At 65.3% G+C, this 15,654-nt stretch carries 15 protein-coding genes and 1 pseudogene; 9 read left to right on the forward strand and 7 right to left on the reverse strand.

What is annotated here, in order from left to right; translation table 11 throughout:
- Positions 1 to 37 precede the first annotated feature (37 nt).
- Positions 38 to 913: an IclR family transcriptional regulator gene (locus tag M3I56_RS09635; protein WP_254353603.1), complete on the reverse strand. Its 876-nt coding sequence runs from the start codon at positions 911 to 913 to the stop codon at positions 38 to 40.
- Positions 901 to 1,773 (reverse strand): IclR family transcriptional regulator, encoded by an 873-nt coding sequence (locus M3I56_RS09640; RefSeq protein ID WP_254353604.1) that lies wholly within the window; start codon positions 1,771 to 1,773, stop codon positions 901 to 903. Before M3I56_RS09640 ends, M3I56_RS09635 begins: the two co-directional genes overlap by 13 nt.
- Before the next feature lie 283 nt (positions 1,774 to 2,056).
- Between M3I56_RS09640 and M3I56_RS09645 the strand changes: the two genes are divergently transcribed.
- The 6 genes from M3I56_RS09645 (at position 2,057) to M3I56_RS09670 (ending at position 8,137) form a co-directional block, all read left to right on the forward strand.
- The gene (locus M3I56_RS09645) at positions 2,057 to 3,016 is read left to right on the forward strand and encodes an MBL fold metallo-hydrolase (RefSeq protein ID WP_254353605.1); all 960 of its coding nucleotides are present in this window, start codon (positions 2,057 to 2,059) and stop codon (positions 3,014 to 3,016) included.
- A gap of 131 nt (positions 3,017 to 3,147) precedes the next feature.
- The gene (locus tag M3I56_RS09650; protein ID WP_254353606.1) at positions 3,148 to 4,860 is read left to right on the forward strand and encodes an FAD-dependent oxidoreductase; all 1,713 of its coding nucleotides are present in this window, start codon (positions 3,148 to 3,150) and stop codon (positions 4,858 to 4,860) included.
- 18 nt (positions 4,861 to 4,878) lie between these two features.
- Complete coding sequence (locus M3I56_RS09655; protein WP_028202735.1) at positions 4,879 to 5,109, forward strand: DUF2783 domain-containing protein; 231 nt, start codon at positions 4,879 to 4,881, stop codon at positions 5,107 to 5,109.
- A gap of 317 nt (positions 5,110 to 5,426) precedes the next feature.
- The gene (locus M3I56_RS09660) at positions 5,427 to 6,650 is read left to right on the forward strand and encodes a cyclic nucleotide-binding domain-containing protein (protein ID WP_254353607.1); all 1,224 of its coding nucleotides are present in this window, start codon (positions 5,427 to 5,429) and stop codon (positions 6,648 to 6,650) included.
- A 14-nt stretch (positions 6,651 to 6,664) separates the two neighbouring features.
- Entirely contained in the window at positions 6,665 to 7,468 is an 804-nt protein-coding gene (locus M3I56_RS09665) for a flagellar motor protein (RefSeq protein WP_254353608.1), read from the forward strand.
- 6 nt (positions 7,469 to 7,474) lie between these two features.
- Positions 7,475 to 8,137, forward strand: a complete 663-nt coding sequence (locus tag M3I56_RS09670) for an OmpA family protein (RefSeq protein ID WP_254353609.1) — start codon at positions 7,475 to 7,477, stop codon at positions 8,135 to 8,137.
- 39 nt (positions 8,138 to 8,176) lie between these two features.
- Here M3I56_RS09670 and M3I56_RS09675 read toward each other — a convergent pair whose 3' ends face one another.
- Positions 8,177 to 8,659: an Lrp/AsnC family transcriptional regulator gene (locus M3I56_RS09675; protein ID WP_254353610.1), complete on the reverse strand. Its 483-nt coding sequence runs from the start codon at positions 8,657 to 8,659 to the stop codon at positions 8,177 to 8,179.
- Positions 8,660 to 9,064: 405 nt separating this feature from the next.
- On the opposite strand from M3I56_RS09675, the gene M3I56_RS09680 reads away from it, so the two are divergent.
- Positions 9,065 to 9,691, forward strand: coding sequence for a LysE family translocator (locus tag M3I56_RS09680; protein WP_254353611.1), 627 nt, complete (start codon positions 9,065 to 9,067; stop codon positions 9,689 to 9,691).
- 15 nt (positions 9,692 to 9,706) lie between these two features.
- Here M3I56_RS09680 and M3I56_RS09685 read toward each other — a convergent pair whose 3' ends face one another.
- On the reverse strand, positions 9,707 to 10,801 hold the full coding sequence (locus M3I56_RS09685; protein ID WP_254353612.1) for a DUF2242 domain-containing protein: 1,095 nt from the start codon (positions 10,799 to 10,801) through the stop codon (positions 9,707 to 9,709).
- Positions 10,802 to 11,145: 344 nt separating this feature from the next.
- Positions 11,146 to 11,841, reverse strand: a pseudogene (locus M3I56_RS09690) (branched-chain amino acid ABC transporter substrate-binding protein); the annotation flags it as partial.
- Positions 11,842 to 12,068: 227 nt separating this feature from the next.
- On the opposite strand from M3I56_RS09690, the gene M3I56_RS41025 reads away from it, so the two are divergent.
- Positions 12,069 to 12,236: an FCD domain-containing protein gene (locus M3I56_RS41025; protein ID WP_254353613.1), complete on the forward strand. Its 168-nt coding sequence runs from the start codon at positions 12,069 to 12,071 to the stop codon at positions 12,234 to 12,236.
- Positions 12,237 to 12,333: 97 nt separating this feature from the next.
- Here M3I56_RS41025 and M3I56_RS09700 read toward each other — a convergent pair whose 3' ends face one another.
- Positions 12,334 to 13,689, reverse strand: a complete 1,356-nt coding sequence (locus M3I56_RS09700; protein ID WP_254353614.1) for an APC family permease — start codon at positions 13,687 to 13,689, stop codon at positions 12,334 to 12,336.
- Between the two features lie 132 nt (positions 13,690 to 13,821).
- The gene (locus M3I56_RS09705) at positions 13,822 to 14,652 is read right to left on the reverse strand and encodes a carbon-nitrogen hydrolase family protein (protein WP_254353615.1); all 831 of its coding nucleotides are present in this window, start codon (positions 14,650 to 14,652) and stop codon (positions 13,822 to 13,824) included.
- 118 nt (positions 14,653 to 14,770) lie between these two features.
- On the opposite strand from M3I56_RS09705, the gene M3I56_RS09710 reads away from it, so the two are divergent.
- Positions 14,771 to 15,637 carry a response regulator transcription factor gene (locus M3I56_RS09710; protein ID WP_254353616.1) on the forward strand — a complete coding sequence of 289 codons (867 nt, stop codon included), beginning with the start codon at positions 14,771 to 14,773 and terminating at the stop codon, positions 15,635 to 15,637.
- The last annotated feature ends 17 nt before the right edge of the window (positions 15,638 to 15,654 follow it).

Genomic DNA, 15,654 nt, shown 5'->3' on the forward strand with positions numbered 1-15,654 from the left:
GTGGGCGTGCCGTTCTTGTATCACGCGAGGGAGGCGATTATAGCGGCGCGGCCGCCGCGCCTTCCATATAACCGAAGCGCCGCGAGAGGCGCTCCGCGGCGGCGATCAGCAGTTGCGCCGCCGTGCCTTCGCGGGCGATGTCGAGGCTGCCCGAAGGCCCCATCACCGCGAGCACGAGGCACACGCTGCCGGTGTGGTCGAACACGGGCGCGGTCACGGTGCTGATGCCGGGAATGGGCTTGTCGAGCGCCGTGTCCACGCCCTCGGCGCGAATGGCGGCGAGCCGCGCGAGGTAGGCGGGCGTGGCGCCCTCGCGCGGCTTCGCGCCCGCGAGCCGCAGTTCATCCTGCGCGAGGAGGGCTGCGCGCACGTCGTCGTCGACCCATGCGGCGAACACGCGTCCGATCGACGTGTTCACGAGCGACATCACCGTGCCGGGGCGCAGGCTCACGTGCAGCGGCAGCGCCGATTCTTCGAGGCGCACGACGGTCGGACCGAGCGGCCCCGGCACCGCGAGCGCGACGCTCATCGCGGTGGCGGCGGCGAGGCCCACCAGCTCGGCATCGGCTTCGCGAACCGGCGAAAGACGCGCAAGGCCGATCAGGCCGAGTTCGAGACTGAGCGGTCCCGCTTCGTAGCGGCCCGCCGCGTCGCGCGCGAGCAGGCCGATCTTCTGCAGGCTCACGAGGTGCGGGAAGGCCTTGGCGGGCGCCATTCCCGCGGCTGCGGCGAGGTCGCGCAACGGCAAGGGCGTGCCCGCCGCGACGAGCGCGGCGAGCAGTTCGCCCGTGACATCGAGCGACTGGATGCCGCGTTGCGGCTTGTCGGCTTCGGCTGCAATGCCGGCTGCGGCGTCATCGGCGGCGGCTTGCGTTGCGTCGTCGCGCGGCGGCTTGGAACTTACTCGGGGCATGTCGGTGTCGATGAAAAAGCGGCGGCGGTGATCTCGGCAGCAGCGTCGCGCAGCGCTCGCACGACGGCGCCGTTCGCTCGCATGTCCAGCACTCCGCTCGCGCCGATAGCGGTGAGCGTGAGGCTCGGTTCGCGCCCAGGGCCGAGCACGGGCACGCACACGCTGCTCACGCCGGGGCTGGGTGCGTCGATGGCGAGCTCATAGCCGCGCGCGCGGGTGGCGTCGAGCGAGGCGAGGAACGCGGCGTCCGGCGTGCTTTCTTGGGGCGCGCCCGCGGCACTGGCCACGTGGCTGGTGCCGCGCCACACCGGCTGCGCGGTTTGTGTGGCCCATGCGGCTTCGAGCGCTTCGGGCCCGAGGAACGCGCAGAACACGCGGCCCGTGGCCGTGGCGCGCAGCGACATCACCGTGCCGACATGCAGGTTCACGTGCAGCGGCAGGCTCGCGTGCTCGTAGCGCACGATAGTCGGCCCCTGCGGCCCGGCAATGCATAGCGCGACGCTGCAGTTCAGCACCTGCGCGAGCGCGGCGGCGCGCGGCACGGCTTCGCGCAGCGCGGGTTGCTGCGCGAGATGCAGCAGGCCGAGGCGCAGCGCGAGCGGGCCGGGCTCATAGCGCCCCGAAAGCGCGTCGCGCTTGATGAGTCCGAGGCGCGTCAGGCTCACGAGATAGGCGTGCGCCTGGCTCGACGGAATGTCACCGCTCGCCGCGAGATCGGTGGCGCCAAGCGGCGCGCGCGCGTCGGCGAGGGCGCGCAGCAGGCGTCCGCCTACCTCCACGCTCTGAATGCCGCGCTGCGTGCGGGCCGCCGTCGCGCTGCGTTCCGGCGCGGACGCGGCGCTGTCGTTGCGACGTCTCATTGCGCTTTTCTCTGGCTGAAAAAGGGTCCATGTTAACTGAACAGCGGCAGCCGTTGGCAACCACTCGGGCTGCGGCGCTCTCTGCGTAGAAATTAACCTATAGCAATATAATTCGCTATTGACAAATAAAAACGGGAAGACCATCATGGCCTCACCCCGGCACAACAGCGGTCCATTTCAATTTCAAACGGGGCGAGACAACCCGGGCTGGCGCCCAATGCGCCCGGCCCCGCGCGCTTCGCCCTGCCCCGGCTTCAAGAGCCCCTCGATACGGAGACTCAACATGGCAAAGGCGTTCGCATCCCAGGCCGACCTCGAAGAAAAGAAGGTCACGTTCACGCAGCTCTCTGAAAACGCATACGCGTACACCACGGAAGGCGACCCCAACTCGGGCGTCATCATCGGCGACGACGGCGTGCTGATCGTCGACACCACGGCCACGCCCGCCATGGCGCAGGACCTCATCGCGAAGATCCGCACCGTCACCGACAAGCCCATCAAATACGTCGTGCTCTCGCACTATCACGCGGTGCGCGTGCTGGGCGCTTCGGCGTACTTCAAGGAAGGCGCGCAGCAGATCATCGCGAGCCGCGGCACGTATGAAATGATCGTCGAGCGCGGCGAAGCCGACATGAAGTCGGAAATCGAGCGCTTCCCGCGCCTGTTCGCGGGCGTCGAAACGGTGCCGGGCCTCACGTGGCCCACGCTCGTGTTCGAGAAGGAAATCACGCTGTTCCTCGGCAAGCTCGAAGTGAAGATCGCACATCTCGGCTCGGGTCACACGAAGGGCGACACCGTGGTGTGGCTGCCGCAGCAGAAGGTGCTGTTCTCGGGCGACCTCGTCGAATACGACGCTGCGTGCTATTGCGGCGACGCCCAGCTCGCCGACTGGCCCGCCACGCTCGAAGCGCTGCGCTCGCTGGGCGCCGAGAAGCTCGTGCCGGGCCGCGGCCCCGCGCTGCTCAACCCCGCGGAAGTCAACAAGGGTCTCGACTACACGAAGGACTTCGTGACCACGCTGCTCGCGCAAGGCCGCGCCGCCGTGGAACAGAAGCTCGACCTGAAGGGCGCGATGTCGCTCACGCGCGAGGCGATGGACCCGAAGTTCGGCCACGTGTTCATCTACGAGCACTGCCTGCCGTTCGACGTGACGCGCGCTTATGACGAGGCGAACGGCATTACGCATCCGCGCATCTGGACGGCGCAGCGCGACAAGGAGATGTGGGACGCGCTGCAGGAATGAAGACTGCGTCGGGAAAGACGTGGAGCCTTGCCTGGGATCGCAGTAGGCGCTAAAGCGCCAACTGCGATCGACAGCGGCATGGGACCAGAGTAAGGCGCTAAAGCGCCAACTCTGGTCGACAGGAGACAAGAATGATCGACTATCAGACGCTGACCTTCGACTACGCGCGTTGCAGCGAACAAACTCCGGACGCCGCCGCGTGCGTGCGTCCGGTCGTGGTGGTCGGCGCGGGGCCGGTGGGCCTCGCGACGGCCATCGACCTCGCGCGGCAAGGTGTGCCGGTGGTGCTCGTGGACGACGACTCCACGCTTTCCACGGGCTCGCGCGCCATCTGCTTTTCCAAGCGCTCGCTCGATATCTTCGACCGCCTCGGCTGCGGCGATCGCATGGTCGAAAAGGGCGTGAGCTGGAACGTGGGCAAGGTGTTCCGCAAGGACGAACTCGTCTACACGTTCAACCTGCTGCCCGAGAGCGGCCATCATCGGCCGGCTTTCGTGAATCTTCAGCAGTACTACGTGGAAGGCTACCTGCTCGAACGTGCGCAGGCATTGCCCAACCTCGAAATCCGCTGGAAAAACAAGGTGACGGGCGTCGCGCAACACGGCACGCCGGGCGCCGCCGATGCGCACGTCGCGCTCGAGATCGAAACGCCCGACGGTCCGTACACGCTGCTCGCGCGCTACGTGGTGGCCGCCGACGGCTCACGCAGCCCGCTGCGCAAGCTGCTCGGTCTCGATAGCCACGGCCGTACGTTCAAGGACCGCTTCCTCATCGCCGACGTGAAGATGGAAGCCGACTTCCCCACCGAACGCTGGTTCTGGTTCGATCCGCCGTTCCATCCTAACCAGTCGGTGTTGCTGCATCGCCAGCCCGACAACGTCTGGCGCATCGACTTCCAGCTCGGCTGGGACGCCGACCCGGTGCTCGAAAAAACGCCCGAGCGCGTGATTCCGCGTGTGCGCGCGCTGCTCGGGCCGGACGTGAAGTTCGACCTGGAGTGGGTGAGCATCTACACGTTCTCGTGCCTGCGCATGGACAGCTTCCGCCAGGGCAACGTGCTGTTCGCGGGCGACTCGGCGCATCTGGTTTCACCGTTCGGCGCGCGCGGCGCGAATAGTGGGTTCCAGGACGGCGAGAACCTCGCATGGAAGCTCGCAATGGTGCTGGAGAACCATGCGCCCGACGCGCTGCTCGACACCTACGCGAGCGAACGCGAATACGCAGCCGACGAAAACATCCGCAACTCCACGCGCTCGACCGACTTCATCACGCCGAAAAGCGCGGTGAGCCGCGTGTTCCGTGACGCCGTGCTCACGCTCGCTCGCGAGCACGCATTTGCGCGGCAACTCGTGAACAGCGGCCGCCTTTCCGTGCCGGCGGTGCTGCGCGAATCGGCCTTGAACACGCCCGACGAAGAGACGTTCGACGGCCAGATGGAGCCGGGCGCTTCGTGTGCAGACGCGCCGGTGCGCAACGCAGCGGGTGACGAGAGCTGGCTGCTCGCGCATCTGGGCGACCAGTTTGCGGGGCTCGTTTTCAGCCGTGCGGGCTCGGCGTTCGATACCGCGACGCTCGACACGCTGCAGGCGCTTTCGCACTGTGCGGTGCCGCTCAAGTTCGTGGTGATGCTCGAAGGCGATGCGGCTGTGCCGGCGGGTCTGCCAGCATCGACGGTGGTGTTGTGCGACATGCAAGGGCTGGCGGCGCAGCGCTACGGGGCGCAGGACGGCGCGTTCTATCTGATTCGTCCGGACCAGCACGTGAGCGCGCGCTGGCGGCGCGCCGATGCGGCACGCGTGGAGCGTGCGCTCAAGCGAGCGCTTTGCGTGCAAGGCACGGCATAAAGGAACGAGGAGACAACCATGCTGAACACCCAACCGAATCTGGCAAGACCGGACGACTTTTACGAAGCGCTGATCGACATGCATCGCGATCTCGACGAGGCGCAAAGTCAATCGGCCAATGCGCAGCTGATCCTGCTGCTCGCGAACCACATAGGCGAGCACGAAACGCTGCTGCAGGCGCTTCGCTTTGCGCGCGCGGGCGTGAGTGCGCCGGCGAGCAACGGTGCGACGGGAAAACTTGCGGCATGAAAGACTGAAAGAGACTGATAGCGCTGACACACGCGGCCGGTGCGAACTGGCCGCATTCATTTGCCACACGCAATTCATCGCCCATTTGCAGCACTTCTCGCGCAAGCAATCGTTTGCGTTTGCAAAGCGCGCACGACACCTCGGCGCACAGGCTCGCGCCAACGGCTTTCGGCATGCTTTCCACGCGTGCCAACTATGCAAGCTGATTCAAGAACGCCCTGGGAAACGCCGTAAACGCGGCACATAGCACTCACTTCGCACACGCATAAGATAGTCAGACAAATGCGGGCGATGGAATCGTTTTCCGGGGATAGAACTTGAATCGCAGTCAAACATGGTCGCGTACCGCGGCGCCGGGCGAGATCATTTATTCGGAAGGCTTTGCAGGCGAGCGATTGATCTTCGTGATCGCCGACGGCAAGGTCGAAATCTCCACCCGCTGCGACGACAAGAAAGTCGTGATGGCCACGCTCGGACGCGGCGAATTTTTCGGCGAGACCGCGCTGCTCGGCGCGGAACCGCGACCGAACACGGCGAAGGCGCTCAGCTTTTGCCAGCTGACCGTCGTGCCGGCGAGCCTCATCGAAGAAGAACTCGAACGTGTCACGCCGATGCTGCGCCACGTGGTGCGCACGCTCACGCGGCGCGTCAAGGCGAAGGACGATCTGCTCGCCACCTACACCCATGCCGACTTCATGCCGGGCGTACTGTCGTACGCGCACGTGCTCGCGCTGATCGCAGGCGCGGGCGATCGCGCCGAAAGCAGCGATACCTGGTCGCGGCACGGCGCGAGCGGCGCCGAAGTGAGCGTGCCGCTCGCCGACGTCGTGCAGAAATGCCGTGCCGTGGCCGGCCATTCGCGTCCGCATGTGATGGCCATGCTCCGACGCATGGAAAAGCTCAATCTCGTCGCGATGCAAAGCGGGCAGGCCACGCACCTCGCCAATAACGCGGCAGCGGCAGAAGGTGCATTGGGCCGCCAGGTGGTGACGTTCGACCCCGTGCGCATCGTGGAGCGCGCAACGCAGGTCGCGGACAGCGATCTCGATGTGTCGATCAACAGTGAACTCGAACTGATCGAACTGGGCGATCTCGAAGCGCTGATCGGCGTGGAGCGCAAGGTCATTCTCAACAAGCTCTCGCACGCCGAAATCGCCGACGAGGTCTTTGCGTTCCGCAAGTCGAAGGTGCTCAACTTCGTCGAGCAAAAGGGCGTGGCGTATTTCTCGAAGCGCACGAACCGCGGCTCGGGCGAACTCAAGGCGCTCGACGATCTGTTGTTCGTCGATCAGCGCACGCTGTTCGAAGCCGTGAGCGCGCTCGATACCTACGATCTCGCGAAACTGCTCGCCTCGATCGAGGATCCGGCCGTATCCGAGCGCCTGCTCTCGGTGATGGCGGACGCACGCAAGAACGAAGTGTCGTGGGTCATGCGCCGCGACATCAAGATCGATCCCGTGGAAGTCGAGGACATCGAGCAGCGCCTGCTTGCAGCGGTGCGTGCACTTAAGACGCCTGGCGCGCGCCAGGCGGATCGCTGAGTTGGGAGACACGCATGGATCTACTTACCCTGATCGGTATCGCCATTGGCGCGCTCGCTGTCGTCGCGGGCTTCTCGCTCGAAGGCGGCCAATTCGTCACGCTGCTCCAGCCCGAGGCGCTGGCCATCGTGCTGGGCGGCACGCTCGGCGCCGTGATGATCCAGAACACGTGGGCGCGCTTCTTCGACGCCGTGAAGCAGCTGCACACGGCCTTCGTGAAAGCACCGCGCGTAGACGAAGCGAGCCTGGCCGCCGTGCTGGAGTGGGGCGATCAGGCCAAGCTCAACGGTCTGCTAGCCTTCGAGTCGATGGATCTGCAAGGCATTCATCCGTTCGCGCGGCGCGGGCTCGAACTGCTTGCGAGCGGTGTTTCGACCGCCGTGCTCGAAGATGCGCTCCAGCGCGAACTCGAAGCCTCCGGGCGCAAGCACATGGCGGCGGCGCGCGTGTGGCAGCAGGCGGGCGGCTATGCGCCTACCTTCGGTATTCTCGGCTCGGTGCTCGGCCTGATTCAGGTCACGGGGCATCTGATCGAGCCTGCCGAACTCGGGCCCGGCATTGCCGTGGCCTTCGTCGCCACGCTTTACGGCCTTGCTTTCGCGAACCTCGTTTTTCTGCCGCTATATGGCAAGATGCGTGCGCATATCGAAAGCGAACTGCGCCTGCGCAAGCTCTATCTCGACGGCCTGCTCGCCATTTCGCGCAAGGAGTCGCCCCACACGATCGCCACGCGCCTCGCTGGCGAGGTGGGCGGCAAGAGCGGCGGTTTGCAGGGCGAAGCGAACGTGTGGGCGCTGGAGACGACGCGCGCTAGTTGACCGCCCATGCCTTCCGATAAAGACCTGCCGCTCACGGCCCAATTCGATCACGACGAGGAAGAAGGCGGCGAATCGAGTTCCGGCCGTTGGCTCCTTTCCTACGCGGACCTGATCACGACGCTGATGGTGCTGTTCCTCGCGCTCTATGCGATACAGCTCGCAAAGCATAAGGAATCCGAAATACGCTCGGCGGTGCAACCTGCGAGCATGGCGGCAGCGGTCGGGAAAATGCCCGCCGTCGATCAGGCGCTGCTCGCCGCGCTCGAAACGCTGCGCGAGCGCGGCGAAATCACGATCGCGCCGGCGGCGCGCGGCGTGGAGATCGGCATCAACGCGAAGATCCTGTTCAACGCGGGCGATGCCACGCTGCTGCCCGAATCGCTTGGCGTGCTGGGCCGTATCGCCGAGGTGCTGCGCGCGGCGCCGGCGGGCAATATCCTCGTGGAAGGGCACACCGACAGCACGCCGATCTCGAACGCGAAATTCGCGTCGAACTGGGAGCTCTCTTCGGCGCGCGCGGGCGCGGTGGTGCGCTATCTGGTCGAGCGCGGCATCGAGCCTCACCGGCTCGCCGCGATTGGCCGTGCCGACAACTTCCCGCTCGTGGCAGGCAACGACCCCGCGAACCGCGCGCTGAACCGGCGCGTGACGTTGATCGTGCAGCGCTGACGCTCACGCTCTTCGCGTGATCGCCAAGGCAAACGCGCGTCACACCTGCATGGACGGCACATCCTTCATGCAGCGCAAGGCGAACATCGACCGGCTGTGGCGAATGCTCGAGATGCGATAGAGCTTCTCGCGCAGGAAACGCTCGTAGCCGGCGGTGCCGTCCACCGCCACCTTGATCCAGTAGTCGTACTCGCCGGAGACGAGATAGGCCTCCAGCACTTCGGGCAGCGCCGCGAGTTCGGCGCCGAAGCGCGCGAGCGCGTCGTCTTCGTGGCGGTCGAGCGTTACTTCCAGAATCACGATGTCGGCGTAGCCCAGCTTTTGCTGATTCACGAGCGCGACATAGCCGTCGATATAGCCATCGGCTTCGAGCTGGCGCGTGCGGTTCCAGCACGCGGTGGTGGACATGCCCACCTGCTCGGCCAGTTCGGCGTTCGAAAGTCGGGCGTTCTTTTGCAGGGCGCTGAGGATCTTGCGGTCCTGGTTGTCCAGCGCTTTGGCCGGGCGTTCACGAGGGCTCATGGCGAAAGAGAATCTTGTACAGGTAGAGGCGATTGTAGCGGAAGAAGATTCTGTCTATTGACCGTTTTCTCCTGAAAACCGGAAGCCTATACCGGCTATTCCCCGGTATATTTTCCACATGCCTTCTTGCCTGGCACGACCCACGCGGCCACCTCCCCGCAGTGGGGAGCGCCGCCGCAGCCACGAGCCGCGGTGGTCCGTCAGGGCCGTTTCCGTTGCACCCTGCGGCGGCTACCGGACGTTGCGCGCGTTCACCACGCAGCCAGCAATGTCCGGTCAGGCAGATGGCATTTGAAAACCGCGCTTTCGCGCGGTTTTTTGTTGCCTGTTTTCGATACCCGCTTTCAATACCCTTCGCTACCTCGAGCGCCGTTCGTTACAACGTTTCCGCAAGCACGCCCCGCAATGTCGATCCAGCTGTATCTATCTTTTCTCGCCGCCGCGCTCGTCCTTGTCTACACGCCCGGTCCCGTCAACGTGCTCACCATGAGCCAGGCGCTCCACGCCGGCTGGCGCCGCGCGCTGCCCTGCGTCTGGGGCGGCACGCTCGCGGTGCTGCTCCAGCTCGCGCTGACGGCGCTGTGCCTCAATTCGCTGTTGCTCATTAGTGAGCATTCACTTACGTTGTTGCGCTGGCTGGGCGCGGCCTATCTGGTCTGGCTGGGCTGCAAGCAGTGGCGCAGCCGCTCTCTGACGGGCACGGATGTGCCTGCCGAAGCCAATGGTGCGAGCCGTCGCGATCTGTTCTGGCGCGGATTCGCGACCTCCGGGCTCAACCCGAAGACCTTGTTGCTCTTCCCTTCGTTTTTCCCGCAGTTCATGAGCGCCGATGCGTCCTGGAGCGCCAACCGTCAGTATTGGCTGCTGGCGGCGACGTTCGCGCTGCTGTTTGCGGGCGGCGTGGCGTCGATGGCGCTGTTTTCGCACCGGCTGCGCCACGTGCTGCAGCGGCCGAGGCGCATGCGCGCCGTGAATCGCCTGATGGGCAGCCTGCTCGTGGGAATGGGCGCGATGATGGCCGGCTTGCGCTGAGCGCGCAGGCGGCGCTTAAGGCGAGGGAGTGGAAGCGGCCGGCGCTGCAATCGGCGTGGCTGCGGCAACTGCCGGCGTTGCCGATTCCGCTGCCACGCTCTGGGTGCCGGAAGTCGTTGAGGCCGACGCGAGCGTTTGTGCCGTCGCCACGTTAGCCGACGCCGCCACGGCCGCAGACGCCGCCACGGGCGTCGCGGCATTGTGAGTGGTCACACTCGCCGCGAGCCCCGCAGCCTGTGGGTTTGCCGCAACCGTCGCTGGCACGCCCATGATCGCCGTCGCAGCCGCAGCGCCGTGGTCGACCGGTGCGGAGGCACCCGGAGCAGAAGCGGCGGGGGGCGCAGACGCAGGTGCAGGTGCAGGTGCAACCGATGGCGCTGTCACAACCGGCGCCGCCGGCAGTGTGCTGCCATGCAACACCGCCGCACCCGTCGCCGCGGCCGCTGCTGCGGCAGCCGGCGCGGCCGACCCCACCGTGGTCGCGGCGGGCGCGGCGCTTGCCGTGACCGGCTCGATAGGCGGCGGCAACGGCGAAATCTTGATCGCGCCGGCGCCCGGCACCGGCTCACTGCGCGCCGAAGCGTTCAAATACTTCCCCACCAGATCGAAGAATCGTGAATAAAACGGGCCAGATTGGATCGTCTCGCTCGAAATCTTCACCATTTCGTCGCTGTTCGAGCGAATAGGCAGAGAGACCGACCCCAGAATCGAGAGCCCGACGCTTGCCGACGTATCGCTCTTCTTGAGCGCGTAGCCGTTCTGCACGGCGTTCACATACACCATGCTCGTATTGCTCGCGTCGCCCGGCGTGCAGACCACGTGCACCTCCACGACGATGTGCTGATCCATCGTCGGCTGGAAGTTCTTCGTGGCGTCGACGGTGTCGTTGCGCGTCATTGTCGTCATGTAGCCCTGGCTCAGCAGCGCGCGGCGCGACGACTCGCAGGCGTCAGCGCTCGCGTAACTGAAGCTGCGCGAGAACTGGCTGGGCGCCGTACTCAGCAACTGATCTTCCTGGAATCCGGGCTTGGGCGAGGAGCACGCGCCGAGCGCAGCGGCCAGCGTCACCGTGGTTACGGCGAGGACGGCGCTGCGAAGCGGGGCGGACAAACGAGGGACGACTTTCGGAAAACGGGACATATTCAGAGCAAACAGGGCAGCAATGCGGCATTGCATCGGACGGGATGCATTGTAGTTCGGTTCCGCTGCGCACGACCGAACGCTCGTTTTTTCGAGGGATTTCGAAAGCCGGACGAAGGCGTCTCGAAGCTTACATCCCACATGACGAAAAAAACGGGCTTCCGCCCAACGCGAAAGCCCGTGTCAACCCGGCGCCCGGGACAGCGAGCGGAGAAGAGAACTCGCTGGCGTGCGCCGCAGCCGGGTACCGCCGGCTGTTCCTGTGCGCAATGCGCAAAATCGTCGGGCCACGCTGGCCGCCGCGCCCGCAACGCGCCGTAGAAGATCGCGTCGGCGTCGGCCGACTTGATGCGCGTGGGGATCGAGCGGAAGTCCACGGCCTTGTCGTTCGTGAACTCCTGCGCGACCACCGTGCCGCCCGCCGCCTTCACGGCCTTGGCGAACTCTTCGGCTACGCCTTGACCGTAGGCCGTGCGGTCGTCGATCACGGCGAAGCGCTTGAACTTCAGATCCTTCACCACGTACTCGCCGAGCACGCTGCCTTGCTGCGCGTCGGATGTGACGAGGCGGAATGTGGTGGGCAGGCCCTGGCGCGTATAGGTGGGCGCGGTGGCCGTGGCGATTTCGGGGACGCCGGCCTTCGCGTAGATCGGCGCGGCGGGAATGCTGGTGCCCGAGTTGAAGTGGCCGATCACGGCCGAAACGCCGTCGTCCACGAGCTTCTGCGCGACGGTCGTGCCGGTGCGCGGGTCGGCCTGGTCGTCGTAGGCGTCGAGCACGAAGCGCACCGGCTTGCCGCCGATGGTCGGGTTCGTGGCGTTCTCGTCGTCGATCGCCATTTGCACGCCGCTGCGGAAGTCCGCGCCGTAGTGAGCCTGGCCGCCCGTGAGCGGGGCGGCGAAGCCGATCTTGTCCGTGGCCTGGGCGAGCACGCCGGCGCTCCACAGGGCCGCGACAGCGGCAAGAACAACGGGCGCGCGCAGGCGCAGCTGGTGTTTGCCTGGATTCATTCTGGTTCTCTCCTCAGCGGTCTACGTTTTTCATGGGCGCAGCCGGGCCCGCACCGCGTTCGGAGCGCGCGGCGTGCCATTTTGCGCAGGGATGAAGCAAAAGAGACCGGCCGCCAGATGGCGGTTTGCCGGGCGAAACCGTTGCGCACACGACAGCATCGGGGCGGCCCGATGGATACGCTCATATTGCGGTGCCGAATACGACGAATCGATACACGCATCTGCGCATGTCGCTCGATACGGAGAAGAACGAAGTGCAGAGCGATCACTACGCGATCGTCGATGCCTGCAAGCGGCGCGCCGTGGATGAAGTGGTGGCGCTGATCGAGCGGCATATTCTCGATACCAGGCGCGAAGTGATGGCCGCGGCGCGGCTGGCTGGTCTGGATAACTAAGCGTTTTTTTCGCTGCGCAGGGTGGAAAAACGGCGAGCGCCCCGTAAGGGACGCTCGCCGTTTTGCTTGAAGCGGACTTGAGTGTGATGCGCTGTGCTTACACGGCCATTTCCGGCGGCGCCTGGCGGAAGCACCGCGTGATCCAGCCGAGATAAACAAGGCCGAGCACGAACCAGATCACGCCGAGCACGATGGCGGTCTTTTCGAGGCTGCACAGCAGCCAGATGTCGGTCACGGCGCCGATCAGCGGGAACACCAGACCGCCGAGCAACCCGAAGCCACGCGTGCCCGCCGCGCCGCTGAAGTACTGGCGGATCACGCACAGGTTCACCGAAGTGAACGCGAGGAACGCGCCGAAGTTGATGAACGAGGTGGACGTGGCCACGTCGAGTTTCAGTGCGATCAGACCGACGACACCGGCAATCGCGATGTTGATCGCAGGCGTGCGAAAGCGCGGATGAATGTAGCCGAAGATCGACTTGGGCAGCACTTCATCGCGGCCCATCGCATAGAGCAGACGCCCCACGCTGGCCTGCGCCGAGATGCCCGAGGCGAACTGCGCGAGGATCAGGCCCGCGAGGAAAATCGTCACGAAGATATCGCCGCCCACCTTGCGCGCGATTTCGAACGCGGCCGAATCGGGGTCCTTGAAGACGGCGCCCGGATGCGCGAGCTGCAGCGTGTATGCGGCGATCACGAAGATCGCGCCGCCCACCAGCGCGATCAGCACGATGGCGCGCGGAATGGTCTTTTCGGGATCGATGGTTTCCTCGGTGAGCGTGGAAACGGCGTCGAAGCCGAGGTATGAATACGCGGCGATCGCAGCACCCGCCATCGTGGCCGAGAGCGGCACGTGCGGCTGGAAGAACGGCTGCGCCGTGATCAGGCCGCCCGGGCCCGCGGCCGCGGAGGCGTAGTGCAAGCACAGGACTACGAACATTGCCGCAATACCGAGCTGCACGATCATGAGCACGATGTTGAAACGCGCCGCGAGTTCGATGCCAATGACGTTCAGCGCACTCGTGAGCACGATGAACGCGACGATCCAGATCCACGTGGGCACGCTCGGGAACGCCGCGCCAAGATACGCCGCGCCAATCAGCCAGATCACCATCGGCAGGAAGAAGTAATCGAGCAGCGTGGCCCAGCCGATCATGAAGCCCAGATGCGAATTGAAGCTCTTGCGCGTGTACGTGTAGGCCGAACCCGCCACCGGGAAAAGGCGTGCGAGTTTGCCGTAGCTGAACGCCGTGAACACGATTGCGACTAGCGCGATGAGATACGCGAGAGCGGCGGTGTCCTGGCTCGCGCCGGCGAGCACGCCATAGGTGCCGTAGACGATCAGCGGCGCCTTATAGGCGAGGCCGAACAGGAGCACGGACGGCAGGCCGAGCGTGCGCTTCAGGTGAGGTTCTTGAGTGCCGCGTTCATGCGGCGGCGAGGCTGGCTTCATGATGCAGTTGTCTCCTGGGTGCTGCAGTTCTGGCAGGCGTGGGCGAGCCGGGCGAGCCACGAGAAGCGGCTTGCCGGATCGCTGGTTGCCGGGCTTGTTACCGGGTCTTGCTGCTTGACGCTTGTAAGGGCTTTAGCGCGTGCGCGGTCGGATATTGAGCGAGCGACGGCCTTGCGCGTCGTTCTCGTCCGCGAGATTGAGCGCAATGCGTGCGTCGTGCAGATAGCTGTAGTGCTCGCGGCTTTGCGCGAGCAGCGTGCGATCCACCTTCGCGCGCAGCACCGCGTCTTCGTTCTTCAACTCGCAGAGCACGTCGCCGAACGGGCTCACGAGTGCTGTTTCGCCTGGGAACGTGAGGTTGTCGTCGCCGTCGCCGATGCGGTTCACGAGCGCGGCGAACATCTGGTTCTCCATCGCGCGCGCGACGATCGCGCGGCGATGCATGGGGCCGAACGGATCCATATTGCCGTTCGTGACGACGAGCATTTCCGCGCCGAGCGAGGCCACGGCGCGTGCCGTTTCGGGAAACTCGATGTCGTAACAGATCAAGAGACCCACGGTCGTGCCCTTGAATTCGCACACCTCATAGCGGTCGCCAGGCGTGAACACGCCCACGTCCGTGGCCCACAGGTGCGTCTTGCGGTAACGCAGCGCGATGTCGCCGCGTTCGTCGATCAGCACAGTCGTGTTGTAGAAGCGATCGCCGTCGCGCTCAGCGAGGCCCACGGCGACGCCGATCTGGGCCGCGCGTGCGGCGTCGCGCACTTTGGAGAGCGAGGGGCCTTCGAGCGATTCGGCCACGTCGCGCACGTTCTCGCGGGTGGGAAAGCCCGTGAGCGTGGCTTCGGGAAAGACGATGAGATCGCTGCCTTCGCGGCGCGTGGCCGTAGCGTCGAGTACGCGGGCGAGGTTGGGAGCGACTGCGCCGTCCACGATCGGGATCTGCGCGAGTTCGAGTTGCATGCCTGTCTCCATCCTTATGTATTACGTAAAGCACCGCGTGGGCGTCAGGAGCGGCTATTATCTCCACGTTATTTTTGTCGAGAAATTACCCTGCAGGGGTACCCTGATCGGAGGACCCATGGAGCCCCTCACGGAACTGGACTGGCAGGACCGCGCGTTCCATCACCATATCGCGACGCTGATCGACGCCCTCGACGGCCCCGACTTCTGGACCCGCATGACGCGTGTGATCGAGCGCTTCGTCGCGTTCGACAACTGGGTTGCGCTCGTCTTCCGGAGCGATCGCGCGCCGCTCGTGTGCGCCGAGTCGCCCATGCCCGACGGCACCGTGGATCTCTTGTTCCGCGCGTATCTGGGGGGGATGTACCTGCTCGATCCGTTCTATCTGAATGCGAGCGAGAAGCCGCGCGCGGGGCTCGTCACGCTCGCCGAAGTTGCGCCCGACAATTTCAGCATGACGGACTATTACCAGCGCTACTTCAAGAGCAACATCATCGGCGACGAAGTGCAGTTCAATGTGCCGCTGGACGAAGCGCGCACGCTGATTTTCTCGCTAGGCGCAAAGCACCATTACACGGAGCGCGATATTGCGTTGTTCGCGATGTTCGCGCCGTGGGTGGTCGCGCTCATGAAGCAGCGGCTTGCACATGAGACGTTTGCCGAGGGTGTCGCCGAGGCGGTCGCGTCGGATGCGGCTGCAGCCGACAGCGCGGCGCAGCAGGGGCAGTTGAGCGAGGCGGGCTTCGCGAGCCGCATCGAGGCGGTCACGCAGCAAAGCGGACGCGTGCCGCTCACCGCGCGCGAGATCGAAGTGGTGCGCTTGAGCCTGAGCGGCTTTTCCACGCGCGCGATTGCGGAGCGGCTCGAAATTTCGTTCGAGACCGTGCGCGCGCACAAGAAGCATATTTACGCGAAGCTCGGCGTGAGTTCGCAGTCGGAATTGTTTGCGCTCTTCTACGAGCCGCTCGGGCGCGTGGGCGCATGAGCGCCGCGCGCCTTTGG

Source organism: Paraburkholderia sp. CNPSo 3281, assembly GCF_024206515.1.
GTDB classification, from domain to species: Bacteria; Pseudomonadota; Gammaproteobacteria; order Burkholderiales; family Burkholderiaceae; genus Paraburkholderia; species Paraburkholderia nodosa.

Excerpts from the sequence above, each read along its gene's own strand:
- M3I56_RS09705 (WP_254353615.1), bottom strand. The coding sequence starts at position 14,652 with ATGCAACTCGAACTCGCGCAGATCCCGATCGTGGACGGCGCAGTCGCT.
- M3I56_RS09650 (WP_254353606.1), top strand. The coding sequence starts at position 3,148 with ATGATCGACTATCAGACGCTGACCTTCGACTACGCGCGTTGCAGCGAA.
- M3I56_RS09700 (WP_254353614.1), bottom strand. The coding sequence starts at position 13,689 with ATGAAGCCAGCCTCGCCGCCGCATGAACGCGGCACTCAAGAACCTCAC.
- M3I56_RS09640 (WP_254353604.1), bottom strand. The coding sequence starts at position 1,773 with ATGAGACGTCGCAACGACAGCGCCGCGTCCGCGCCGGAACGCAGCGCG.
- M3I56_RS09680 (WP_254353611.1), top strand. The coding sequence starts at position 9,065 with ATGTCGATCCAGCTGTATCTATCTTTTCTCGCCGCCGCGCTCGTCCTT.
- M3I56_RS09675 (WP_254353610.1), bottom strand. The coding sequence starts at position 8,659 with ATGAGCCCTCGTGAACGCCCGGCCAAAGCGCTGGACAACCAGGACCGC.
- M3I56_RS09665 (WP_254353608.1), top strand. The coding sequence starts at position 6,665 with ATGGATCTACTTACCCTGATCGGTATCGCCATTGGCGCGCTCGCTGTC.
- M3I56_RS09655 (WP_028202735.1), top strand. The coding sequence starts at position 4,879 with ATGCTGAACACCCAACCGAATCTGGCAAGACCGGACGACTTTTACGAA.
- M3I56_RS09635 (WP_254353603.1), bottom strand. The coding sequence starts at position 913 with ATGCCCCGAGTAAGTTCCAAGCCGCCGCGCGACGACGCAACGCAAGCC.
- M3I56_RS09645 (WP_254353605.1), top strand. The coding sequence starts at position 2,057 with ATGGCAAAGGCGTTCGCATCCCAGGCCGACCTCGAAGAAAAGAAGGTC.
- M3I56_RS41025 (WP_254353613.1), top strand. The coding sequence starts at position 12,069 with ATGTCGCTCGATACGGAGAAGAACGAAGTGCAGAGCGATCACTACGCG.
- M3I56_RS09710 (WP_254353616.1), top strand. The coding sequence starts at position 14,771 with ATGGAGCCCCTCACGGAACTGGACTGGCAGGACCGCGCGTTCCATCAC.
- M3I56_RS09670 (WP_254353609.1), top strand. The coding sequence starts at position 7,475 with ATGCCTTCCGATAAAGACCTGCCGCTCACGGCCCAATTCGATCACGAC.